The sequence below is a fragment of the Mycobacterium asiaticum genome, assembly GCF_001673365.1.
Taxonomy (GTDB): domain Bacteria; phylum Actinomycetota; class Actinomycetes; order Mycobacteriales; family Mycobacteriaceae; genus Mycobacterium; species Mycobacterium asiaticum_A.
Genome location: NZ_LZLS01000214.1, coordinates 24,827 through 48,490, shown reverse-complemented (window position 1 = coordinate 48,490; position 23,664 = coordinate 24,827). Strand labels below are relative to the sequence as shown.

The 23,664-nt window shown below is 66.9% G+C and carries 24 protein-coding genes; 6 read left to right on the top strand and 18 right to left on the bottom strand.

The window, feature by feature from the left end; translation table 11 throughout:
* Positions 1-127 precede the first annotated feature (127 nt).
* From A5634_RS25305 to A5634_RS25290, 5 genes are all read right to left on the bottom strand, one after another.
* Positions 128-547, bottom strand: coding sequence for an antitermination protein NusB (locus tag A5634_RS25305; RefSeq protein WP_065146774.1), 420 nt, complete (start codon positions 545-547; stop codon positions 128-130).
* Positions 544-1,053: a transcription antitermination factor NusB gene (nusB, locus tag A5634_RS25300; RefSeq protein ID WP_065146773.1), complete on the bottom strand. Its 510-nt coding sequence runs from the start codon at positions 1,051-1,053 to the stop codon at positions 544-546. The genes A5634_RS25305 and nusB overlap by 4 nt, the downstream gene beginning before the upstream one ends.
* Positions 1,054-1,055: 2 nt before the next feature.
* Positions 1,056-1,619, bottom strand: coding sequence for an elongation factor P (gene efp, locus A5634_RS25295; RefSeq protein ID WP_065146772.1), 564 nt, complete (start codon positions 1,617-1,619; stop codon positions 1,056-1,058).
* Positions 1,620-1,767: 148 nt separating this feature from the next.
* Entirely contained in the window at positions 1,768-1,914 is a 147-nt protein-coding gene (locus tag A5634_RS28440; RefSeq protein ID WP_155769727.1) for a hypothetical protein, read from the bottom strand.
* A gap of 140 nt (positions 1,915-2,054) precedes the next feature.
* Entirely contained in the window at positions 2,055-3,203 is a 1,149-nt protein-coding gene (locus A5634_RS25290) for a M24 family metallopeptidase (protein WP_065146771.1), read from the bottom strand.
* 33 nt (positions 3,204-3,236) lie between these two features.
* On the opposite strand from A5634_RS25290, the gene A5634_RS25285 reads away from it, so the two are divergent.
* The gene (locus A5634_RS25285; RefSeq protein WP_065146770.1) at positions 3,237-4,001 is read left to right on the top strand and encodes a B-4DMT family transporter; all 765 of its coding nucleotides are present in this window, start codon (positions 3,237-3,239) and stop codon (positions 3,999-4,001) included.
* On the opposite strand, the gene aroQ is transcribed toward A5634_RS25285, so the two are convergent.
* From aroQ to A5634_RS25235, 10 genes are all read right to left on the bottom strand, one after another.
* Entirely contained in the window at positions 3,991-4,422 is a 432-nt protein-coding gene (gene aroQ / locus A5634_RS25280) for a type II 3-dehydroquinate dehydratase (protein ID WP_065146824.1), read from the bottom strand. The two genes, A5634_RS25285 and aroQ, sit on opposite strands and share 11 nt — an antisense overlap.
* Entirely contained in the window at positions 4,419-5,507 is a 1,089-nt protein-coding gene (gene aroB, locus A5634_RS25275; protein WP_065146769.1) for a 3-dehydroquinate synthase, read from the bottom strand. The genes aroQ and aroB overlap by 4 nt, the downstream gene beginning before the upstream one ends.
* Complete coding sequence (locus A5634_RS25270; RefSeq protein ID WP_065146768.1) at positions 5,504-6,028, bottom strand: shikimate kinase; 525 nt, start codon at positions 6,026-6,028, stop codon at positions 5,504-5,506. Before A5634_RS25270 ends, aroB begins: the two co-directional genes overlap by 4 nt.
* Positions 6,029-6,030: 2 nt before the next feature.
* The gene (gene aroC, locus A5634_RS25265) at positions 6,031-7,239 is read right to left on the bottom strand and encodes a chorismate synthase (protein ID WP_065146767.1); all 1,209 of its coding nucleotides are present in this window, start codon (positions 7,237-7,239) and stop codon (positions 6,031-6,033) included.
* Between the two features lie 34 nt (positions 7,240-7,273).
* Positions 7,274-7,693, bottom strand: coding sequence for a prepilin peptidase (locus tag A5634_RS25260; RefSeq protein ID WP_065146766.1), 420 nt, complete (start codon positions 7,691-7,693; stop codon positions 7,274-7,276).
* Positions 7,694-7,850: 157 nt separating this feature from the next.
* Positions 7,851-8,657, bottom strand: a complete 807-nt coding sequence (locus A5634_RS25255; RefSeq protein WP_065146765.1) for a shikimate dehydrogenase — start codon at positions 8,655-8,657, stop codon at positions 7,851-7,853.
* Positions 8,635-9,867, bottom strand: a complete 1,233-nt coding sequence (mltG, locus tag A5634_RS29730; protein ID WP_065146764.1) for an endolytic transglycosylase MltG — start codon at positions 9,865-9,867, stop codon at positions 8,635-8,637. Before mltG ends, A5634_RS25255 begins: the two co-directional genes overlap by 23 nt.
* On the bottom strand, positions 9,860-10,390 hold the full coding sequence (ruvX, locus tag A5634_RS25245; RefSeq protein ID WP_065146763.1) for a Holliday junction resolvase RuvX: 531 nt from the start codon (positions 10,388-10,390) through the stop codon (positions 9,860-9,862). Before ruvX ends, mltG begins: the two co-directional genes overlap by 8 nt.
* Positions 10,391-13,081 (bottom strand): alanine--tRNA ligase, encoded by a 2,691-nt coding sequence (alaS, locus tag A5634_RS25240; RefSeq protein ID WP_065146762.1) that lies wholly within the window; start codon positions 13,079-13,081, stop codon positions 10,391-10,393. It lies immediately after the preceding gene.
* A 95-nt stretch (positions 13,082-13,176) separates the two neighbouring features.
* Positions 13,177-13,566 (bottom strand): secondary thiamine-phosphate synthase enzyme YjbQ, encoded by a 390-nt coding sequence (locus A5634_RS25235; protein WP_172831787.1) that lies wholly within the window; start codon positions 13,564-13,566, stop codon positions 13,177-13,179.
* A 164-nt stretch (positions 13,567-13,730) separates the two neighbouring features.
* On the opposite strand from A5634_RS25235, the gene A5634_RS25230 reads away from it, so the two are divergent.
* Positions 13,731-14,351: a hypothetical protein gene (locus A5634_RS25230; RefSeq protein WP_065146760.1), complete on the top strand. Its 621-nt coding sequence runs from the start codon at positions 13,731-13,733 to the stop codon at positions 14,349-14,351.
* Positions 14,352-14,409: 58 nt separating this feature from the next.
* Here A5634_RS25230 and A5634_RS25225 read toward each other — a convergent pair whose 3' ends face one another.
* Positions 14,410-15,750 carry a replication-associated recombination protein A gene (locus tag A5634_RS25225; protein ID WP_065146759.1) on the bottom strand — a complete coding sequence of 447 codons (1,341 nt, stop codon included), beginning with the start codon at positions 15,748-15,750 and terminating at the stop codon, positions 14,410-14,412.
* 157 nt (positions 15,751-15,907) lie between these two features.
* On the opposite strand from A5634_RS25225, the gene A5634_RS25220 reads away from it, so the two are divergent.
* Complete coding sequence (locus A5634_RS25220) at positions 15,908-16,996, top strand: hypothetical protein (protein WP_065146758.1); 1,089 nt, start codon at positions 15,908-15,910, stop codon at positions 16,994-16,996.
* Positions 16,997-17,240: 244 nt separating this feature from the next.
* Positions 17,241-19,907 (top strand): circularly permuted type 2 ATP-grasp protein, encoded by a 2,667-nt coding sequence (locus A5634_RS25215; protein WP_437340011.1) that lies wholly within the window; start codon positions 17,241-17,243, stop codon positions 19,905-19,907.
* Positions 19,908-19,919: 12 nt separating this feature from the next.
* Here A5634_RS25215 and A5634_RS25210 read toward each other — a convergent pair whose 3' ends face one another.
* Together A5634_RS25210 and A5634_RS25205 are read right to left on the bottom strand one after the other, a co-directional pair.
* Positions 19,920-20,945: a zinc-binding metallopeptidase family protein gene (locus A5634_RS25210; RefSeq protein WP_065146756.1), complete on the bottom strand. Its 1,026-nt coding sequence runs from the start codon at positions 20,943-20,945 to the stop codon at positions 19,920-19,922.
* Positions 20,938-21,867: a transglutaminase family protein gene (locus A5634_RS25205; RefSeq protein ID WP_065146755.1), complete on the bottom strand. Its 930-nt coding sequence runs from the start codon at positions 21,865-21,867 to the stop codon at positions 20,938-20,940. The genes A5634_RS25210 and A5634_RS25205 overlap by 8 nt, the downstream gene beginning before the upstream one ends.
* A gap of 103 nt (positions 21,868-21,970) precedes the next feature.
* Between A5634_RS25205 and A5634_RS25200 the strand changes: the two genes are divergently transcribed.
* Positions 21,971-23,209: an esterase/lipase family protein gene (locus tag A5634_RS25200; RefSeq protein WP_065146754.1), complete on the top strand. Its 1,239-nt coding sequence runs from the start codon at positions 21,971-21,973 to the stop codon at positions 23,207-23,209.
* A 50-nt stretch (positions 23,210-23,259) separates the two neighbouring features.
* Positions 23,260-23,661, top strand: coding sequence for an MmcQ/YjbR family DNA-binding protein (locus A5634_RS25195; protein WP_065146753.1), 402 nt, complete (start codon positions 23,260-23,262; stop codon positions 23,659-23,661).
* Positions 23,662-23,664: the final 3 nt, after the last annotated feature.

Sequence of the window (23,664 nt, the reverse complement as noted above, 5' to 3'; positions counted from 1 at the left end):
TGGTCAGCAAGATCGTGGGTCTGATCGACGTCAAGTTCGGCAACTTTCCATTGGCACCAACGGCCATTGTGTCGCGCCTACACCGAAAGCGCGATCCTTTCGCGGCGAAATTTGACCGCGCGAAGTTTCAGTCGTCCAGCTCGTCGTCGCTGTCGATGATCTCGCCTTTGCCTTTGTTCAAGGGGCCTTTGTTCAAGGGGTTTTCCATCCACTTCAACATCGGCAGCTGCGGCATCTCGAATCGTTTGCCGGGCAGATCGGCGACGTCACCCAGCGAGCGCACCACGCCCTGGGTCAGGCCCATGATGGCCGCCATCACCGGCAGCAACGGCTGCAAAGGCTTGGCCGCGGTGCGCACCGTGCTGATCCGGCGCGCCAGAATCAGACGCTCGACCGTGTGATACACCAGCGCACCGACACCCAGGCCGAAGATCGCCAGCACCGAGGCGACGATGGACCAGTCGAACGCGGCGCTGATCACAGCACCGACCACCACCGTCACCGCCGCCAGCACGGCCAGCACCACACGCAACTCCAGCCGCGTCATGATCCGCCTCCCCCGGTCGCCCCTCGGACGGCTTGCGCGGCCGCCCGGATCTGCGGGGTCACCAGCATCACCTGGCCCAACACGCCGTTGACGAAACCCGGCGAATCATCGGTGGACAGCTCCTTGGCGAGCTCGACGGCCTCGTCGACGGCGACCGGCTCGGGCACGTCGTCGGCATAGAGCAGCTCCCACACCGCGACCCGCAGGATGGCGCGATCTACCGCGGGCAACCGATCCAGCGTCCAGGCCTGCAGATGCGAGGTGATCAGCTCGTCGATGTGCGCGGCGTGCTCGGCCACCCCATGAGCCACGGCGGCCGTGTAGGGCAGCAGCGGCGACACGTCGGAATTGGATTCGGCCAGCGCGCTGCGTTCGTCGACCATTGCCGACAGGCTGATGCCGCGGGCCTCGGCCTCGAACAACAGGTCCACGGCACGCTTGCGGGCCTGGTGGCGACCCTTAAACGGCCGCGATGTTCGGTGTCTGCCTTCTTTTCCGTCCGGCATAGTCAGGTGTTTACCCGCCCCAGGTAGCTGCCATCGCGGGTGTCGACCTTGAGCTTGTCCCCGGTGTTGATGAACAGCGGCACCTGGATCTCGGCACCGGTTTCCACTGTCGCGGGCTTGGTGCCCGCACTGGACCGGTCGCCCTGCAAGCCGGGCTCGGTGTGGGAGACGACGAGTTCGACGGAAACCGGCAGCTCGAGGTACAGCGGCGCGCCGTCGTGGAACGCCACCTGCACCGGCATGCCCTCCAACAGGAACCGTGCGGCGCCGCCGACCAGCGACTCCGGCAGCGGGTGCTGTTCGTAGTCCTCGCTGTCCATGAACACGAAGTCGGAACCGTCGCGATACAGGTAGGTGGCGTCGCGACGGTCGACGGTGGCGGTGTCGACCTTGACGCCAGCGTTGTAGGTCTTGTCGACGACCTTGCCGGACAGCACGTTCTTGAGCTTGGTGCGCACGAAGGCCGGGCCCTTGCCGGGCTTGACGTGCTGGAACTCGGTGATGGTCCACAGCTGGCCGTCGATGACCAGGACAAGTCCGTTCTTGAAGTCAGCAGTGCTCGCCACGGTCGGTAAATCTCCTACAGGATGGCCAGTTAACTAGCGCGGTTGATTCTTCGTCGCCGTCGCGGCAAAACAAGTCGCCGACGGCTGTCGATTCCTGCCCGCGACGCGGGCAACCGCAGTAGTTTACCCGGTCCCGGGCATCCGCCGGTTACGTCAACCCGTTCGCGCCGCTCAGGCCGAACAACTCCCCGCCGTCGCCGCCGTTACCAAACAGCACGGCATCGCCGCCACGCCCCCCAAATCCCGAGCCGACCAGGCCGGGTCTGCCTCCGGCTACGACATGACATCTAGTCATCCCGAACCGGGGCCCGATGCCCAGCCAGGAATCGGTAGTCAGACGACACCTGCTGGCCGCACAAAAGGCTCAAGCTTTATTCAAGTCAAATGCAAAAGTTGCTTGCGTCGGGGGCTGGCGCCGTACTGCAGACGGTTCCGCTAGCTGAGAATGGCCAGTTCCTTCGGGAACCGGGTCAACAATTCAGGCGGATGGGCCGCGGCACGGGAGACCCCTAAAGAGGGCCCAGAAGAGGGCCCTGAAGACGGCACCGCCAGCGTGTCCTCGATGCGGACACCGCCGCGGCCGGGTAGGTAGACGCCGGGCTCCACGGTGACGACGGAGCCCGCAAGTAGGGTGCCGGCGGATGTTGCTCCGATGCCCGGCGCTTCGTGTATCTGCAGGCCCACGCCATGTCCCAGACCGTGGCCGAAGTGATCGCCGTATCCCGCGTCGGCGATCAGCTGCCGCGCCGCGCCGTCTACATCGCGCAGCTCAGCCCCTGCATGAAGCGCCTCGCGGCCGGCTCGTTGCGCCTCGGAGACCAATTCATAGATCTCCAGCTGCCACGCCTCAGCTTTACCGGCCTTGCCCAGCACGAAGGTGCGGGTCATGTCGGAGTGATAGCCGGCCACCAGCGCACCGAAGTCGATCTTGACGAAATCGCCCGTCGCCAGCACCGCGTCGGTCGGCCGGTGATGAGGGATCGCCGAGTTCGCCCCGGCCGCCACGATCGTCTCGAACGAAATCGCGTCAGCACCGTGGTCGAGCATCCGGGCCTCCAACTCGCGGCTCACCTCACGTTCGGTGCGGCCGGGGCGTAGCCCGCCGTGTTCCACCAGGTCGGCGAGCGCAGCGTCGGCCGCCTCGCAGGCCAACCGCAACAACGCCAGTTCACCGGCGTCCTTGACCTCGCGCAGCGTTTCCACGGTGCCCGAGGCTCGCACCAGCTGGGTGTGCTGACCGCCCAACTCGCCGGTCAGCGTGTCCATGCCGTCGACCGTGACCACATGGCTTTCGAAGCCCAACTTGCCCACGCCGTCCTGGCGGGCCCGGCCGGCCAGATACCGGCCCACCGCCCGTTCGATCGCTACCTCGAGGTCGGGTGCCTGCTGCGCCGCCTGGGTGCGGTAGCGGCCATCGGTGGCCAACACCGCTTCCCGCTCGTCAGCAAACACCAGCAACGCGCCGTTGGACCCGCTGAAACCGGATAGATACCGCACATTTATCAGGTCCGTGACCAGCATCGCGTCCAGTCCGGCGGCGGCAATTTTGGCTTTTAGGTTGTGTCGACGCTGGGAATGTGTCACGACTCTTGACCGTACTCGCTACGCTGTTTGCCCATGAACAAGTGGATGCTGCGTGGATTGGTCTTTGCCGCCGGGATGGTCGTCCTTCGCCTGTTTCAAGGGGCGCTGATCAACGCGTGGCAGACGCAGTCGGCGCTGATCAGCATTGTGTTGCTGGCGATCTTCCTTTTCTTCACCGGCATGTGGGGCCACATCGACGGCCGGGCCGACGCCCGAGCCAACCCGGACCCCGATCGACGCGAGGATCTGGCCATGGTCTGGTTGCTGGCCGGAATCGTGGCCGGTTTGGTCAGCGGCCTGGTGGCCTGGATCATCGCGCTCTTCTACAAGGGCATCTACACCGGCGGACTGCTCAACGAGCTAACTACGTTCGCGGCCTTCACGGCGCTGCTCGTCTTCCTTTTCGCCATCATCGGCGTGGCCGTCGGTCGTTGGCTCGTCGACCGCAACGCGCCGCCCGCTGACAAGCACGACGGGTCGCGCGACCGGGCTGACGACACCGATGTATTCAGCGCCGTGCGCGCCGACGACAGCCCGACTGGGGAGATCCCGCAGCAGGGTCGCGGCGCCCAGACCGAGGAGCGCACCTCGTCAGTGGCGACGGCTGAGCGCGACGAACCTACCGAGGTCATCCGCACCGGCGACCGCGCAGATGAGGGCAAGACCGAGGTGATCCGCACCGGCGACCACGCCGATGAAGGCAAGACCGAGGTGATCCGCACCGGCGATCACGGCGGGGATGACGCCAAGACCGAGGTGCTCGACCTCAACAAGTTGGAAAAGAAGCCTAAGAACTAGCCAGGTAGCGCAGGGCCAGCAGGTAGCCCTGCACACCTAGTCCCACGATCACGCCGGTCGCGATCGGGCTCAGGTAGGAGTGCCGCCGAAATTCTTCGCGCGCATGCACATTCGAGATGTGCACCTCGATCAACGGCGCCTTCAGCTCGGCACACGCGTCGCGCAGCGCCACCGAAGTGTGGGTCAGACCGCCGGCGTTGAGGATCACCGGCTCTGCCGCATCGGCGGCCCGGTGGATCCAGTCCAGCAGCTCGGCCTCGCTGTCGCTTTGCCGCACAGCGACATTCAGCCCCAGCTCGGCCGCCTCACGTTCGATCAACACGACCAGGTCGTCGTGAGTGGTGCTGCCGTATACGGCGGGCTCGCGACGGCCCAACCGGCCCAAGTTCGGGCCGTTAATCACGTTCACCGTGGTGGTCATGGCGCGCACACTCCCGCGTAGGCCGTCACGAGCAGGCCCGGGTCGGGTCCCACCAACCGGCCGGGCTTGGCCAGTCCGTCCAGAACCACGAACCGCAGCACACCGGCGCGAGACTTCTTGTCACCGGCCATATATTCGATCAGCTGCGGCAGGGCGTCGGCGTCATAGCTGACCGGCAGGCCCAGCGAGGTCAGGATGGCACGATGGCGCGCCGCGGTGTCGTCGTCGAGCCGGCCGGTCAATCTGGCCAGCTCGGCCGCGAACACCAGGCCGACTGACACCGCGGCACCGTGTCGCCACTGATAGCGTTCGCGGCGTTCGATCGCGTGCCCCAAAGTGTGCCCGTAGTTCAGGATTTCGCGCAGCTCGGACTCTTTCTCGTCGGCCGCCACCACCTCGGCCTTGACGGCGATCGCGCGCCGGACCAGTTCGGGTAACACCGCACCGTCGGGGTCGAGCGCTGCCTGCGGATCGGCTTCGATGAGATCCAGAATCACCGGGTCTGCGATGAACCCGGCCTTAACCACTTCGGCCATGCCGGCCACGATCTCGTTGCGCGGCAACGTCTTCAACGTCGACAGGTCAGCCAGCACGGCCAGTGGCTGGTGGAAGGCGCCGACCAGGTTCTTGCCGGCGTCGGTGTTGATGCCGGTCTTACCGCCGACGGCGGCGTCCACCATACCCAGCAGCGTGGTGGGCACGTGCACGATCGAGACGCCCCGCAACCAGGTGGCCGCCGCGAAACCGGCAACGTCGGTGGCGGCCCCGCCGCCCAGGCTGATCAGTGCGTCTTTGCGGCCAATTCCGATGCGGCCCAACACTTCCCAGATGAAGCCCACGACCGGCAGATCCTTGCCGGCTTCGGCGTCCGGGATCTCGATGCGGTGTGCGTCAACCCCGTTGTCGGCCAACATGGTTCGGATCTTCTCGGCGGTGTGGGTGAGCACGGGCTGATGCAGGATGCCGACCTTGTGCCGGCCCGCCAGCAGCCTTTCCAGCTCGTCGAGCAGCCCGGTGCCGATCACCACCGGGTATGGCGGATCGACGGACACCTCGACGGTGACCGGTTGATTGTTGGTTGTCATTTGCTGGCCTCTACCTGTTTCTGCAGTCGCGACACGATATAGCGGACCACCGCGCCGGGGTTGCGCCGGTTGGTGTCCACCCGGATCGTCGCGACCCGGCGGTACAGCGGAATGCGTTTGGACATCAGTTCACGGAATTTCTCGGCGCGGTCCGCTCCGGCCAACAGCGGGCGAACGGTGTTCCCGCCGGTGCGCCGCACGCCTTCGGCGGCGCTGATCTCGAGATAGACCACCGTGTGACCGGCCAGTGCCGAACACACCCCGGGACTGGTGACCGCCCCGCCGCCCAGTGAGAGCACACCCTCGTGCTCATCCAATGCCGCGCGAATCACCTCCTCCTCGATACGCCGGAACTCCCCCTCGCCGTCGGTGGCGAAGATGTCGGCGATGGCGCGCCCGGTCCGCTGTTCGATGGCGGCGTCGGTGTCGAGCAGCTCGACCCCGAGTGCCTTGGCGAGCCGACGTCCGATGGTCGACTTGCCGGAACCCGGCAGACCCACGAGTACGGCTTTGGGCGCCACCGTTAGCTTCCCGAAGCCCGGGTGGCCGGCGCTTCTCGGTCGGCGACCGTGCGCTGGTAGGACTCGATGTTGCGGCGGGTTTCGGTCAGTGAGTCGCCACCGAACTTCTCCAGCGCCGCACGGGCCAGCACCAGCGCCACCATGGTCTCTACGACGACCGCTGCCGCCGGCACCGCACACACATCGGAACGTTGGTGGATCGCGACGGCCTCGTCACCGGTGGCCATGTCGACGGTGGCCAGCGCCCGCGGCACGGTCGAGATCGGCTTCATCGCCGCACGCACCCGCAGCGGCTGGCCATTGGTCATGCCGCCTTCGAGCCCGCCGGCCCGGTTGGTGGAGCGGACGACGCCGTCGGGACCGGGGTACATCTCATCGTGGGCGCGGCTGCCGCGGCGGCGCGCCGTCTCGAATCCGTCGCCGATTTCGACACCCTTGATCGCCTGAATGCCCATCACCGCCGCCGCCAACTGGCTGTCGAGCCGGTTGTCGCCGCTGGTGAACGAGCCCAGCCCGACCGGCAGGTTTGAGGCCACCACCTCGACGATGCCGCCGAGGGTGTCACCGTCCTTTTTGGCGGCCTCGATCTCGGTGATCATGGCTTGTTCGGCGGCTTTGTCGTACGCGCGGACGGGGCTGTCGTCGATGGTGGGCAGGTCCTCAGCGCGGGGCGGCGGGCCGTCGTAGGGCGCTGACGCGCCGATCGAGATGACGTGCGAGAGTACCTCGACGCCCAAGGCCTGACGCAGGAATGCTCGCGCGACGGTGCCGGCCGCGACCCGAGCGGCGGTCTCACGGGCGCTGGCTCGCTCCAGCACCGGCCGAGCGTCGTCGAAGCCGTACTTGAGCATGCCCGCGTAGTCGGCGTGACCAGGTCGCGGCCGGGTCAGCGGTTCGTTGCGCGCGCTGTTCTGCAGGTCCGCGGCGTCAACTGGGTCGGCGGCCATCACGGTTTCCCACTTCGGCCATTCGGTGTTGCCGATCTCGATCGCGATGGGACCGCCCAGGGTGATGCCATGGCGCACTCCGGACAACACGGTCACGGCGTCACGCTCGAACTTCATCCGGGCGCCGCGGCCGTAGCCCAGCCGGCGCCGGGCTAACTGGTCACCGATTTCGGCGGACGTGACTTCCACGCCAGCAACCATGCCTTCGACCACGGCCACCAATGCACGGCCGTGCGACTCCCCTGCGGTGATCCAGCGCAACACGCCACACATCTTCCCATGTGCGGCTGATCGCGAGTTAATCCAGCAGAACCAGCCCGGCCGCTGCGGCTGTGGCAAAAGACATCGACGGCCCGTGCGGCACCGTGCGCACCCGGCACAACGTCGCGACCGTCAACGTCAGCAGTGGAGCGCCCAACGCCGCGAGCAGCCACACTTCGAAACCAAAGCAACCGGTCAGCGCGCCCACGCCGATCGCCAGTTTCACGTCGCCAGCACCCATGGCGGTGGTGTCGACCAGGTGCACCGCGAGGTACACCGCAGCCAGCCCCGCCGCGCCGACCAGCGCCGAGCGACCATGACCCGCCAGCGCCGCGGCAGCCAGGATGGCCGTCGCGCCGGGGACGGTGAGCAGGTTGGGCAACCGCCGCTGCCGGATGTCGTAGCCGCTCAACACCGCCAGCCAGAGCAGCACCAGACCGACCAGCACAATCCGCATGCGCGGCACGGTAATTGAGTGCTGTGGTTGCGCAAGTCAGCTGCGGGCTCGCGGATCTGCGGCGATCGGGCTCAGCTCGGGCGCGAACGTGCACAAAATGCCAGTCGCCGCGGCATGTCGCCGTACATCCGCGCACCCTCGCCGGCACATCGGGCCGCTATTCCAGCGCGCAAGTCATCGCTTCGCGCGGCGCCGGCAGCCCAGTGAACTGCTCAACCTGGGCGAACGCCTGGTGCAGCAGCATCTGCAACCCGCTGACCACCCGGCCACCGGCGGCCTGCACTGCGGCCGCCAGCGGCGTAGGCCATGGGTCGTAGATGGCGTCCAGCAGCACCGGGACGGTGGCGAAGGTTTCGGCATAACGGGCGGCGACGTCGGCCGGGATGGTGCTGACCAGCACCTGGGCGGCGGCCGCCGCGTCGCTCAGGGCGTCGTCGTCCAACGTGCAAAAGCGGGTCGCCACCCCCGCGCTGATGCCTAGTTCCACCAACCGGGCGGCCTTGCCCGGATTGCGCGCCACCACCGTGATGCCGCTGACGCCAAGCGTTGCAAGTGCCACCACCGCCGCCGGTGCGGTGCCGCCCGATCCACAGACCAGCGCGTGTCCCGATACCGGGCCCAGAGCACCCGCGACGCCGTCAATATCAGTGTTGTCGGCCCGCCAGCCGCTGCGAGTGCGCACCAGCGTGTTGGCCGAGCCGACCTGTTCGGCGCGCGCGGTGCGCTCGTCGGCGAAGCGCAGCGCGGCGAACTTGCCCGGCATGGTCACCGACACGCCGACCCACTCCGGCCCTAACCCCCCGACCAGACCAGGCAGTTGTTCGGCATCGCACTCGATGCGCTCATAGGTCCAGTCGTCCAGACCCAGCGCGCGGTAGGCCGCCAGGTGCAGCTGCGGTGAACGGGAATGCGCGATGGGCGACCCGAGCACCGCTGCCCTTCTAGCGCGCGCTGTCGAGGACACCGTTGCGTTTGGCCAACTCGATGTTCGCCAGGTGTTGCTGGTAGTCGCGGGTGAACAGCGTGGTCCCCTGGGCGTCGATGGTGACGAAGTACAGCCAGTCACCAGCGGCCGGATGTTCGGCCGCGCGCAGCGCATCCACACCGGGCGAACAGATCGCGGTGGCGGGCAGACCTTCGGCCATGTAGGTGTTCCAAGCGGTTCGCTGGCCACGGTCGGCGTCGCTGGTGGCCACTTCCCGGCGGTCCAGCGGATAGTTCACCGTCGAATCGAATTCCAGCTTGCGATGCTCGTGCAGGCGGTTGTAGATGACCTGTGCGACCTTTGTGAAGTCGGAGGAGTTGGCTTCCTGCTGCACCAGCGAGGCGACTACCAAAATGTCGTACGGCGAGAGGCTCAAGGACCTGGCGGTGTCCACCAGCCCCGACGTCAAGTACTCCACGGCGCCGGCGCTGATCAGATTCGCCAGGATGGTTTCCGCCGACGCGGCCGGGTCGATGTTGAAGGTGCCGGGCGCGATCAGGCCCTCCAGCCGGCGATGGTCGTCGCCCAACTCCTTGACCGGTTCGAGCGCCCAGTCCGGAACCTGTAGCGCGGCTGGCTTGCTCTTGCCGGCCGACGAGCGCAGGTCGGCGACGGAAACACAACGTTTGTTGCCGTCCAGGTCGACGCAGCTGGCCCGCGAGATCAGGGTGAGGATTCCCGGGGTGGTCTTGTTGGTCTTCATGTCGGTGGTGTCGTCGAGCTGGCGTCCTTCCGGGATGACCAGCCTGCCCACCCTGCTGTTCGGGTCCGCGAGCCGCGAAACGGCGTTGGCCGCCGGGATCTCGGTGCGCATCCGGTAGAAGCCCGGTTGGATCGCCGAGATCGCGGCGTTGCCGTGCGCGGCGTCGACGAACGCCCGGATGGTGCGCACCACCCCCCGCTTGAGCAGCGTCTCCCCGACCGCGGTGGTCGAGTCGCCGGCCTGGATCTGGATGACGACGTCGTGCTTGCCGTCGCCCGTGTAGTCGTCTTGGTTGCCCATCATGTGCCACAGCTTGGAGCCGACCAGCACGGCAGCGACCACGATGACGACCAGCAACCCGACCGCGAAGCTGCCGGCGACGCGACGGCGCCGACGAGTGCGCTGGGCCTTCTTGCGGTCCGCCCGCGACTTGCGGTGCCGGCTCGGGCCGACCGCCACCGGTTGGGCCTTTTCGCCGCTAGACATCGGAAACCGCGCTTCCGCCGCCGATCAGCGCCCGGCGCTGATCCAGCCAGCCCTGCAGGATCGCGACGGCGGCCGCCTGGTCGATCACCGACCGTTGCTGCTTAGCCCGTACGCCCGCCTCGCGCAGGGAGCGCTGGGCGGTGACGGTGGTAAGCCGTTCGTCTGCGAGCCGGACCGGGACGGGAGCGACCCGTTCGGCAAGTTGGTCGGCTACCTCGATCGCGTCCTGGGCTGACTGCCCGACCCGATCGGCTAGCGTCCGCGGCAGACCGACGATCACCTCGACGACCTCGAGTTCGGCGGCCAGCGCCGTCAACCGGCGCAGATGCTTGCCCGACCGGTCGCGGCGCACGGTCTCCACCGGGGTGGCCAGGATGCCGTCCGGGTCGCTGGCGGCCACCCCGATGCGCACCGTGCCCACATCGACACCGAGGCGCCGGCCCCTGCCAGGATCTGACTCGCCCGGCCGGTCAGCTGGGGGCGGCGGGTCACCGCGATGTGCCTCCTCCGGTGTTTCGACCACTCAACCGACCCGCGCTATCTGCGCACGTACCGCCTGCAGGGCGGTGTCGATTCCGGTCGGATTTTTACCCGAGCCCTGGGCCAGGTCGGCCTTGCCGCCGCCGCGGCCCTCGACCGCCACGGCCAGTTGCTTGACCAGTTCGTTGGCGTTAAGTCCGGCATCCTGGGCGGCCGGGTTGACTGCCACCGCATAGGGCACGCTGCCGCCCTCGCCCTCGCCGACTACGGCGACCACCGCGGGACCGCTCCCCCGCCTGCGCAGGATGTCGCCGACCACCGACCGCAGGTCGCCAGACCGGACGGGCATCCGTTGCGCCACCACTTCGACGCTGCCGATGCGCTGCGACTCCACCGCGGCAACGGCCGCGCTGAGTCCGCTCTTGCGGGTCCGCTCGAGTTCCTTCTCGGCCACCTTGAGCCGCTCCACCAGGTTCGCCACCCGGCCGGGCACCTCCTCGGACGGCACCTTCAGCGTCGCGGCCAGTCCGGCCATCAACGCACGCTCCTTGGCCAGGTGCTGAAACGACTCCAGGCCTACATAGGCCTCCACCCGGCGCACCCCGGAACCGATCGAGGATTCGCCCAGAATGGTCACCGGTCCGATCTGCGCCGAGTTGTGCACATGCGTGCCGCCGCACAGTTCCAACGAGAACGGGCCGCCGATCTCGACTACCCGCACCTGCTCGGGGTAGGCCTCACCGAAGAGGGCCATCGCGCCCATGGCCTTCGCCTTCTCGAGCTGCTCGAGGAAGGTGTGCACTTCGAAGTCGGCCTGCACGGCTTCGTTGGTGACCTGCTCTATTTGGGTGCGCTGGTCCTCGCTCAAGGCGCCCTGCCAGTTGAAGTCGAACCGCAGATAACCCGGCCGGTTCAGCGACCCGGCCTGTACCGCGTTGGGCCCCAACACCTGTCGCAGCGCGGCGTGCACCATGTGGGTGCCGGAGTGACCTTGAGTGGCGCCCTTGCGCCAGCCCGGATCCACCGCCGCAACCACGGTGTCGCCCTCGACGAACTCACCGGACTCGACGTTGACCCGGTGCGCGTGCAGCGTCTTGGCAATCTTCTGCACATCGGTCACCGCGGCCCGGGCGGTGGCACCCGATCCGGTGCCGCTGATGGTTCCCGCGTCGGCGATCTGCCCGCCCGACTCGGCGTAGAGCGGGGTGCGATCCAGCACCAGCTCAACCCGCTGCCCGTCGGCGTCGCCGATGGAGTCGTGCGAAACCACCGGAACCCGTTTGCCGTCCACGAAGATGCCGAGAATCTTTGCCTCGGAAGTCAATTCGTCGAAGCCGGTGAACTCGGTGGGACCGGCGTCGACCAGGTCGCGGTAGGCGGACAGGTCGGCATGGGCGTGCTTGCGCGCGGCCGCATCTGCCTTGGCCCGCGCCCGCTGCTCGGCCATCAGGTCACGGAAACCGGCCTCGTCGACCGTCAGGCCAGACTCGGCCGCCATCTCCAAGGTGAGCTCGATCGGGAACCCGTAGGTGTCGTGCAGGGTGAATGCGTCGGATCCGGACACCACTGCGCCGCCCCCGGATTTGGTGGTGGTGGCGACGTCGTCGAACAGTTTGGAGCCCGATGCCAGCGTCCGGTTGAACGCGGTCTCTTCGGCGACCGCGATGCGGTTGATCCGGTCGAAGTCGGAGACCAGCTCGGGGTAGGACGGACCCATGGCGTCGCGCACGGTGGTCATCAGATCGCCGACGATCGGGCTGTCGATGCCGAGCAGCTTCGCCGAGCGAATCACCCGTCGCAGCAACCGGCGCAGCACATAACCGCGTCCGTCATTGCCGGGGCTGACGCCGTCGCCAATCAGGATTGCGGCGGTGCGGCTGTGGTCGGCGATGATCCGGTACCGGACGTCATCTGCGTGATTGCCCACGTCGTAGGCACGCGGCGCTTGTGCGGCGACCAGATCGATGACCGGGCGCAACAGATCGGTCTCGTAGACGTTGTGCACGTTCTGCAGCACCAGCGCGATGCGCTCCACACCCATGCCGGTGTCGATGTTCTTGCGCGGCAACGGGCCGAGGATCTCGTAGTCCTCTTTGGAGGTCCCCTCACCACGCTCGTTCTGCATGAACACGAGGTTCCACACCTCGAGGTAGCGGTCCTCGTTGGCGATCGGACCGCCCCCGACGCCGAAGTCCGGCCCGCGGTCGTAGTAGATCTCTGAGGACGGTCCGCACGGACCGGGGATTCCCATCGACCAGTAGTTGTCGGCCATTCCGCGACGCTGGATCCGCTCGGACGGCAGGTCGGCGATCTCCTGCCACAGCCCGGCGGCTTCGTCGTCGTCGAGATACACCGTGGCCCAGAGCTTTTCCGGCTCCAGGCCGTATCCGCCCTCGGCGACCGGGTTGGTCAGCAGCGACCAGGCTAGTTCGATCGCGCGGCGTTTGAAGTAGTCGCCGAACGAGAAGTTGCCCGCCATCTGAAAGAACGTGTTGTGCCGGGTGGTGATGCCCACCTCGTCGATGTCCGGGGTTCGGATGCATTTCTGGATGCTGGTGGCCGTGGCGTACGGCGGCGTGCGCTGCCCGAGGAAGAACGGCACGAACTGGACCATGCCGGCGTTAACGAACAACAGGTTGGGGTCGTCGAGGATGACCGAAGCGCTGGGTACCTCGGTGTGACCCGCCTTCACGAAATGATCAAGGAACCGCTTCCTGATCTCGTGTGTCTGCACTCTTCTTCTTCCTTAGTTTTCGCGCGCGGTCGCTACCAGCCTATTCGCCGGAGCGTGGCTGCCGAAGTCGTATTGCGGCCCGCTTAGCCTTGCATTCAGCCTTGGACGAAGCTCAACCGGACCGACCGCTGCGGATTGTCGCGGTTCAAGTCGACCAGCACGACGCTCTGCCAGGTGCCCAGCATCGGCTCGCCACCGCTGACCGGCACCGTCACCGACGGCGAGACGATCGCCGGTAGGACGTGATCGGCGCCGTGACCGCGCGAGCCGTGCGAGTGCCGGTAGCGCTCGTCGCGCGGCAATAGCCGCTCGAGCGTGTCCACCAGGTCGTCGTCGGAGCCGGCGCCGGTCTCGATGACGGCCACCCCGGCGGTCGCGTGCGGGACGAACACGTTGAGCAGACCATCGCCTAGCGAAAAGCAGAACCTGCGGATCGGATCGGTCAGATCCACGATCCGACGACGAGTGGTGTCCACCTCCAGCACATCGGTTTGCACCTGGTTAAGCCTACGGAAAGTGCACGCGGCCCGGCCATTGCGATGTGACGGTTGCCACACTCCGTTGCCCGGAGGAAGGTATCTGTTGGGACCAGCGGCGCCTCCAATGAATCCCCGCGGCGCCGCCGCCGAGACACAGGAGGTGCCCGACCGTGTACGCACGCTCAACCACAATTCAGGCGCAACGCTCGTCGATCGGGCAGGGAATCGCGCATGTTCGCGACGTCGTGATGCCCGCGCTCGGCGAGATGGACGGATGCCTGGGAGTCTCGTTGCTGGTCGACCGCAGCTCAGGCAGATGCATCGCGACGAGTTCGTGGGCCAGCGAGCAGGCGATGCAGTCAAGCGCCGAACGCATCTGGCCGGTGCGTTATCGGGCGGTCGAGGTATTCGGCGGGAGCGCGGTGGTCGATCAGTGGCAGATCGCCGTACTGCACCGCGACCATCACTCCGCCCCGGGCGCCTGCGTGCGAGCGACCTGGCTGCGCGCCCGGCCCGAGCAGTTCGAGCGCGCCATCGACTTCTACCGGTGGGCCGTGCTGCCTGCCGTCGAAGACTTCGAGGGCTTCTGCAGCGCCAGTCTGCTGGTCGACCCGGTGTCCGCGCGGGCGGTGGCGTCGGTGACCTACGACAGCCTCGACGCCATGGAACGTTGCTCGGAGCCGGCTCGCTCGCTGCGCACCGCGATGCTGCGCGACCTCGGCGTCGACCAGGAGGACGTCGGCGAGTTCGAGTTGGCGCTGGCGCACTTGCGGGTGCCCGAGCTGGTCTAGTTCCAGATCGCCGAGCGTGCGGCCAGCGTCACGTTCGGCGCCGAGCGTGAAGCTAGCTTTACGTTCGGCGACGGATGATCGCCCGCAACCGGTCCAGGCGGCCGGTGATCTCCCGTTCTGAGCCGCGCCCAGTCGGGCGGTAGTAGTCCACTCCGACCAGCTCGTCCGGCGGATATTGTTGCGGCACAACGCCGTCAGGGTCGTCGTGGGAGTACTTGTAGCCCTGCGCATTACCGAGGGCTGCCGCGCCCGAATAGTGCCCGTCGCGCAAATGCGGCGGTACCAGGCCCGCCTTGCCCGCCTTGATGTCGCCGATCGCCGCCCCCAGCGCCGTCGTCACGGCATTGGATTTGGGCGCGGTCGCCAGGTGAACCGTGGCGTGCGCCAGCGTCAACTGCGCCTCCGGCATGCCGATCAACGCCACTGTCTGCGCCGCGGCGACCGCGACCAGCAGCGCAGTCGGATCGGCCATGCCGATGTCCTCACTGGCCAGGATCATCAGCCGGCGCGCAATGAACCGCGGGTCCTCCCCCGCCACCAGCATGCGCGCCAGATAGTGCAGTGCCGCGTCTACATCCGAACCGCGCACCGACTTGATGAATGCGCTGACCACGTCGTAGTGCTGGTCGCCGTCGCGGTCATAGCGCACCGCGGCCCGATCCAGGGACTGTTCGATGGTTTCGACAGCCACGTGATCCGAAGCCTCCGAAGCCACCTCCAGCGCGGTCAAAGCTCGCCGGGCGTCGCCCGCGGCCAGTTGCACCAATAGGTCGACGGCATCGGGCGCGACGGTGACCTTGCCGCCGAGTCCGCGCGGATCGTCGATCGCGCGCTGCACCACGGTTCGGATGTCCTCGGCAGCCAGCGGCCGCAATTGCAGAATTAGCGATCGCGACAGCAACGGTGCCACCACCGAGAACGACGGGTTCTCCGTGGTCGCCGCCACCAGCAGCACCACCCGGTTCTCCACCGCCGCCAACAGGGCGTCCTGCTGGGTCTTGGAGAAGCGGTGCACCTCGTCGATAAACAGCACGGTCTGCTCGCCGGAAAGCGCACTCAAGCGCGCCTTCTCGATTACCGCCCGCACCTCCTTGACGCCCGCCGACAACGCCGACAGTGCCTCGAACCGACGTCCGGTGGCCTGGGAGATGAGCGCGGCCAGCGTCGTCTTACCGCTGCCGGGCGGCCCGTAAAGAATCGCCGAGGCGACACCGGAGCCCTCGACCAGGCGGCGCAACGGCGAACCGGGCGCCAGCAGATGCTGCTGGCCGACCACTTCTTCCAGCGAAGCCGGACGCATCCGTACCGCCAACGGAGCGGCCGAACCAGTCATGTCGGGACCGCCCGACCGCGGCGCACCGGGCAGGTCAAAGAGACCGTCGGACACGACTTCAGGCATACCACGCGGTGCAAACCAGAGCCTCGGTAGGCAAGCACTCCCACGCAATGCACATCTAGACGCCCGCCAATGCGCGCGTTATCGACACATATTTGCTAAGTTCCCGTTTGCTACGCCCCGATCGACAAGAGCGAACTACGAGGCAACAAGGACAGCGATGAGCCAGCCGCCAGAATATCCAGGCAACCCGTCCGACCCTCCGGGCTATCCGCCCCAGCCGCGTCACGGCACGCCCCCGCCACCACCACCGGGTTACGGCGCACCGCCACCGCCGCCGCCCGGCTACGGCGCACCGCCGTCGCCGCCGGACTTCAGCAAGCCGCAGGGTCCGCCCGGCGGCTACCAGGCTCCCGGCTACAGCACGCCGCCGCCCCCGCCGCCCGGCAGCGGCTACGGCGCACCGGGTTCCCAACCGTCGGGATATCCACCGCCGGCCGGCCCCGGTGGCGGCCCGTCGGGCGCCCCATTCAGCGTCGGCGATGCCTTCAGCTGGGCGTGGGGCAAGTTCACCAAGAACATCGGCGCGATGCTCGTGCCTGGCGCCGTCTTCGCCCTCGGCATCCTGATCCCCCTCATCGTCCTGTACGTAGCGGTCATCGCCTCCGCGATGAGCGCAAGTGAACGCACCTATGATCCGTACACCGGGACGACGACGTACAGCAGCGGGGACGCCGGCTTCGGACTCGGGGCGCTCGCCATTAGCGGCGTCGTCGGCCTGTTGGTCTTCGCACTGAGCGTGTATATGCAGGCCTCTCTCGTCTCGGGAGCGCTTGATGTGGCGGACGGAAAGCCCGTGACAGCGGGAAGCTTCCTCAAACCGCGCAACCTCGGCGGGGCGGTTCTCACCGCGCTGCTGGTGCTGGTCGGCGTCGCAATCGGCAGCGTGCTGTGCTACATCCCGGGGCTGATCTTCGCCTTCCTGACGATGTTCGCAGTCCCCTTCGCGGTGGACCGCAACCTGTCCCCGGTCGAAGCCGTCAAAGCCAGTATCGCGACGGCCAGGGCCAACGTCGGGCCAGCCCTGCTGACCTGGCTCGTCCAGTCGGCGGTGTTACTGGTCGGCCAATTCGTGTGCGGCATCGGCTTGATTGCGGCCCTGCCGATCGCATACCTGATCCAGGTGTATGCGTACCGCAAGCTGACGGGCGGCCAGGTGGCTCCGTTGGAGCAAACCGGCCTGCCGCCTGGCCAGCAGCAGGGTCAGCAGTATCCGGGTCAGCAGTACCCGGGACAGCAGTACTCATAGCAGCACCGCGCGGCTGAACGCGCGAATGACAGCCGCCCGCAACGCAAGCCAGCGATGTGGGCGGCTGTTTGTTCTGATGGGATCATTCGGTTATGAGTAGCAAAGTTGCGCTGGGCCACCGCACCAGTGACACCTTTGAATTCTTCATCGATATCGGCGCGCCAAGCATTCTCGATTTGCGGCGCGTGCGTACCGTGCAGCAGTAATGGCGCCCCGCAGAACTGGCACAGCGATGGCAGCCGGCGTGAGTGCGACAGCGGCCCCGAGCGCCGCGGACCGCTACGACGCCGACCGCTTGCTCGCCGGTTACCGCACCGCGCGCGCCCAGGAGGCGCTGTTCGACCTGCGGGACGGGACGGGCGGCGGGTACGACGAGTTCGTCGACGCCGACGGCAACGTCCGTGCGGGTTGGGACGAGCTCGCCGATGAAATCGCCGAGTGCGGCCGGATTGGTCTGGACCGCCTTCGTTCCGTCGTACGCAGCCTGATCGACCACGACGGCATCACCTACACCGGAGTCGCGGACCCCCACACCCGCGAGGCCGGTCACGCGCTCCCGGAACCTAGGCCGTGGAATCTGGACACACTGCCGCTGGTGGTGTCCGCCGCCGACTGGGCGGTGCTCGAAGCCGGGCTGGTGCAGCGGTCCCGCCTGCTCGACGCGGTGCTGGCCGACCTGTACGGGCCGCGCAGGCTGCTCACCGAAGGCCTGCTGCCGCCCCAGCTGCTCTACGCCCATCCGGGTTACGTGCGGCCCGCCAATGGCATCACGGTCCCCGGCCGCCACCAGTTGTTCATGCACGGCGTCGATCTCAGCCGGCTCCCGGACGGCGGTTTCCAGGTGAACGGCGACTGGACGCAGGCGCCGTCGGGTGCCGGCTATGCGCTGGCCGATCGGCGCGTGCTGGCGCACGCCAATCCAGACCTGTACGAACAGATTGCGCCGCGCCCGACCACCCCGTTCGTGCAGGCGCTGCGGCTGGCCCTGATCGACGCCGCACCCGATGTGGTGCAGGACCCGGTGGTGGTGGTGCTCAGCCCCGGTATCTATTCCGAGACCGCGTTCGACCAGGCGTATCTGGCGACGCTGCTGGGTTTTCCGCTCGTGGAGAGCGCGGACTTGGTGGTCCGCGACGGCAAGCTGTGGATGCGCTCGCTGGGTACCCTCAAGCGCGTCGACGTGGTACTGCGCCGCGTCGACGCGGTGTACACCGATCCACTGGACCTGCGCACTGACTCCCGGCTTGGGGTGGTCGGACTCGTGGAAGCACTGCACCGTGGAACGGTGACCGTGGTGAACACGCTGGGCAGTGGTGTCCTGGAAAGCCCTGGGCTGCTTCGCTTTCTGCCGGAATTGGCCAAACGCCTGCTAGGCGAAGACCCGTTGCTGCCCACCACACCGGTGTACTGGGGCGGTATCCCTGGCGAATGTTCGCACTTGGTGACCAACCTTTCCAAGCTGTTGATCAGGCCCACCGACGGCGGGGAAACCCTTGTCGGCCCGGCACTTTCGTCGACGCAATTGTCCGACCTGGCCGCACGTATCCAAGACGAACCGTGGCGGTGGGCGGGCCAGGAGCTACCGAGGTTCTCATCGGCACCGAGCGACCACACCGGCGTGTTGTCCTCGGCCGGCGTCGGAATGCGGTTGTTCACCGTCGCCCAACGCGGTGGCTATGCCCCGATGATCGGCGGCCTGGGCTACGTACTGGGCCCCGAGCCCGGCGCATTCATGCTGAGAACTGTTGCAGCTAAAGATGTCTGGGTACGCCCCACGGAGCGCGCCCTCGCCGAAGCGGTAACCCTGCCGTCAGCACCGCAACCGCTGGAAATCGGATTGCCGGCGGCTACCGGTGCGGGCTGGGCGGTCAGTTCACCGCGCGTACTGTCGGACTTGTTCTGGATGGGCCGCTACGGCGAACGGGCCGAGAACATGGCGCGGCTGCTCATCGTCGCCCGCGAGCGCTTCCACATTTACCGCCACAATCAGGACAGCGAGGAAAGCGAGTGCGTGCCAGTCCTGATGGCCGCCCTGGGCCAGATCACCGGGACCGATACCGGCGCCGCCGCCGACGGATCGGACAAGGCCGAGATGATCGCCGTCGCACCGTCGATGTTGTGGGCGATGACGGTGGACCCGGACCGGCCCGGATCGCTGGTGCAGTCGGTGGACGGACTGGCGTTAGCCGCCCGGGCGGTGCGCGACCAATTGTCCAACGACACCTGGATGGTGCTTGCCAACGTGGAACGGGCCGTCGGGCTGCGGTCGGACCCGCCGCAGTCGCTGGCCGAAGCCGACGCATTGCTGGCCTCGGCGCAGTCCCAGGCGCTGGCCGGGATGCTGACCCTTTCCGGGGTGGCCGGCGAGTCGATGGTGCACGACGTCGGCTGGACGATGATGGACATCGGCAAACGCATCGAACGAGGCCTGTGGCTGACCGCGCTGCTGGCCGACACCCTGACCACGGTGCGCGGCACCGTCGCCGAACAATCCATCGTGGAGGCGACGCTGGTGGCTTGCGAGTCGTCGGTCATCTACCGGCGACGCACGCTGGGCAAGATCAGCGTTGCCGCAGTGACCGACTTGATGCTGTTCGACGCGCAGAACCCGCGTTCGCTGCTGTTTCAGCTGGAGCGGTTGCGCGCCAACCTCAAGGACCTACCCGGCTCGTCGGGGTCCTCCCGGCCCGAACGGATCGTCGAGGAGATCAGCACCCGGATGCGCCGGTCGGATCCCGCTGAGCTGGAAGAGATTACCGACGGGCGTCGCGCCGAGTTGGCCGATCTGCTCACCGCGGTGCACGCGGCGCTACGCGACCTGGCCGACGTGATCACCTCGACACAACTAGCGCTGCCCGGTGGCACGCAGCCGCTGTGGGGCGGCAACGAGCGCCGCACGATGCCCGCCTAGTTGTGCCGAGCCCTAGCTGGTGACCTCGTCGATCACGGTGTGCACGAACTGCATTTTGTCCAGCACCGCCGGCGGCAGCACGAACGGATACAGATCGTCGTGCCCCATCGACCTGTTCACCATGTTCAGCGACCACGACAACGGCAGCCACATCTCGATGATGGTCGGAAAAGCGCTGGGGCCCAGCGGTGGTCGGTCGAATGTCGCGGCCGCCGGGGCCAGCCCGCAGGACGCCGAGGTGTCGAGGGTGTCGCGGATGTGCAGGTAGTGCGCGAACGTCTCGGCCCAGTCCTCGGCGGGATGCATGGTGGCGTATGACGACACGTAGGTCTCCTGCCAACCCGCGGGTGCACCCTCGCTGTAGTGACGGTCGAGCGCCTCTTGGTAGTCGGCGTCCGGATCACCGAACAATTCGTTGAACCGCGCCAAGTACTCCGGCGAACGGATCAGCCGGTAGAAGTAATAGTGCCCCACCTCGTGGCGAAAGTGTCCCAGCAGGGTGCGGTACGGCTCTTCCATCTCCACGCGCAACTGCTCGCGGTGCACATCGTCGCCCTCGGCCAAATCTATTGTGATGACTCCGTTTTCGTGGCCGGTGATCACCTGTTCGTGCGCACTGGACAGCAGCCGGAAGGCCAATCCGTAGTCCGGATCCTGGAAGCGTCCGATGATCGGCAGCCCCAACTCGTTAAGTTCGGCCACCAGTCGTCGCTTGGCTGCTTCGGCCCGCGCGAACTCGGCCAACCCGACGGGGTCGTTGTCGTTGGGCCGCTCGATCGTCAGCGCGCACGACTCACACAGGCCACCGGGCTGGCTCACCGGCACCAGCCAATTGCATTCGGCGACATATAGATTGGCGCACAGCTGATATTCGTTGGCCGCCACCGCACCGGCGTGATCGCTGTTTTCGTCCCGCTTGGCAATCACCAGCAGCGCCATCTGCTCGAGCGAGAATCCCAACGCGCTGCCGCAGGCCAGACATTCGGAGTTCTCGAATGCCAGGCGCTGACCGCAATTTGGGCAATGGAAGTCACGCATTCAGCGAATGTCCTTCGAACGGAACGACGTCAACGGCGACATCGATCACACTGCGCTCGGAGTTGGTGTAGATGACGCCGCGCAATGGCGGCACATCCGCATAGTCGCGACCCCGCCCGACCACGATGTAACGCTGGTCGACCAATTGATCGTTGGTGGGATCCAGTCCGAGCCACTCGAATTGACCTGGCTGCTGTGGCGTCCACACCGACGCCCAGGCATGGGTGGCGTCAATGCCTATCATCCGATCCTTTCCCGGGGGCGGGTCAGTGGCCAGATACCCGGAGACGTAGCAAGCCGCCAGACCATTGGCACGCAGGCAGGCGATCGCCAGCCTCGCGAAGTCTTGGCATACCCCCTCCCGGGCCCGCAGAACCTCCTCGACTCGGGTGGAAACGGTCGTTGTTCCGGACCGGTAAGTGAAGTCGCGGAAGATCCGAGACGCAAGGTCGCGCAGCACTTCCACCAGTGGGCGACCGGAGGTGAAGCTGGGCGCCGCGTACTCGCGCACCTCCTCGGTGATCTCGGGCGGCGTCAGATCGAGGGTGAAGTCGGTGGCCAGCGCCCCCTGGATCCCGTTCGGCCGGGCGGCCTCCCACGCGTCCAGCGCGGCTCCGCTGCTGTAAATTCCCGCCGCCTGCGGGGCGACGTCGACGATGGAGTCGCTGGTGATCGTCAAGGTGCGGTGCGGTTGGGTGACGTGGAAGTAGGAGCTGATGTTGCCGTAGGTGTCCCGGCTGGTGGAGCTGTCGGCCGGCGCTGGGTCGATGAGCAGTTGGTGTGCGATGCACCGCTGCCGCAGGGAGTCTCGTGGGGTAAGGAAGCCGCGCCCGTAAGAGCTGGTCACGACGTCGGAGTAGCGGTACTCCGTGCGATGGGTCACCCGGTAGCGCCTGGTGTCAGAGAACTCGGCGTGCAGCATGAACTCCCTCTTCGAATTGACTCTGCGCCGAGGGCACGCTTGTCTCGAACTAGTGCACCCGGGATGCAGAGTCAAAGCTAGAACAACCGAGGGGGGCTGAGTCGTGCAGGGACACGAAATTCGAGCGCTGGCAGATCTCGCGGGCGAAGGCACCCGCGTCGCAACCAGACTGGTCCGCGACCTGCATCGCGGGATCGCCGGTCGAGTCTTCGACTCGATAGGACCGGCGGCCAAACCCGTGCAGGTGGTGCACAACGCCACCGCATCGACGATCTACAGCCTGGTCGACGGCGCCGTCCGAGGCTCGCTGTACGGCGCCGGCGCGTTGGCCGCCGAAACGATGAGCAACGACGAGGACGAGACGGTCCAGGCGCGGCCGCGCATCGCGGCGGCGATTGCAGCGGTCAACGGGATCTACGGCGACGAGCTGACCAGCCGCGACAACGGCTTCGCGCTGAGCATGCAGATCCGGCGCAAGGGACAACCGGTGGCACTGGACGCCGAATCCATCAGACAGGCGTTCCCGAAGCACACCGGCCGCATCGTGGTGTTCACGCACGGCTGGTGCATGACCGAACGGTCGTGGTGGCGTCCGCCGCGGACCGGAGAGACGCTCCGCCCCTATGGGAAACGACTGCGCAAGGATCTTGGCTTCACACCGGTCTTTGTGCGCTACAACAGCGGGTTACACATCTCGCAGAACGGACAGGCGCTGGCAGACCTGCTGAACCGGCTGCAGGCGCTGTGGCCGGTGCCGGTCGAAGAGGTTGCCCTGGTTGGCCACTCGATGGGCGGGCTGGTCGCGCGCAGCGCCTGCCACTACGGGCTCGAACAGCAACATCCCTGGACCCGCGCCGTGCGGCACGTGGTGTGCTTGGGTTCGCCGCATCTTGGCGCTGACCTGGAGAAGGGCGTCAACGCCGCATCGTGGGCGCTGGCCAAGTTGCCGGAAACGCGCGGCCTGGCGTCTTTTCTCAATAGCCGCAGCGCCGGAGTGAAGGACCTGCGGTACGGCGCATTGCTCGACGAGGACTGGCGTGACTGTGACCCGGACGAGGTCCTGCGGGACCGCTGCCAGCAAGTGCCGTTCCTGCCCGACGCGGTCTACCACTTCGTCTCGACCACCGCCGCGCCCCGCGCACTGGGCCTGTTGGTCGGCGACCATCTGGTGCGCCCGAAGAGCGCGGCAGGTCGCGGTCGGCGCCGACAAGTCCCGTTCGAGGACGCCCACGGGCTCACCCTTACCGGTCTGAACCACTTCGACCTGCTCAATCATCCGTTGGTCTACGAGAAGCTGTCGGCATGGCTCGGTCAGGCGGCGCCGTTATCGCAACTGGGCTAGTTCGCCGATAAATCTTCCGCAGTCGGGCGGCCACGGCGCACAATCAAAACGTGGCCACCTGGGACGATGTCGCCCGCATTGCCGGGGAGCTGCCGCTGACCATCGAGCAGGCACCGCGGGACTGGCGGGTCGGAAAGAAGCTGATGGCGTGGGAGCGACCGCTGCGCGCCTCCGACCGCGAGGCGTTGACAAAGGCTAGTTGGGAGGCCGGTTTGGAGCCGCCCAGCGGTGACATTCTCGGTGTCCGGGTGTCCGACGAGGGAGTCAAATTCGCGCTGGTCGCAGACGAGCCAGAGGTGTATTTCACCACCCCGCACTTTGATGGCTATGCCGCGGTACTGGTGAAACTGGCCAACATCAGCGTGCATGACCTCGAAGACCTGATCATCGAGGCTTGGCTGGTCCAAGCGCCGAAGCGCCTGGTCAAGGAGTTTCTCGCCAACTCGCAATGAACG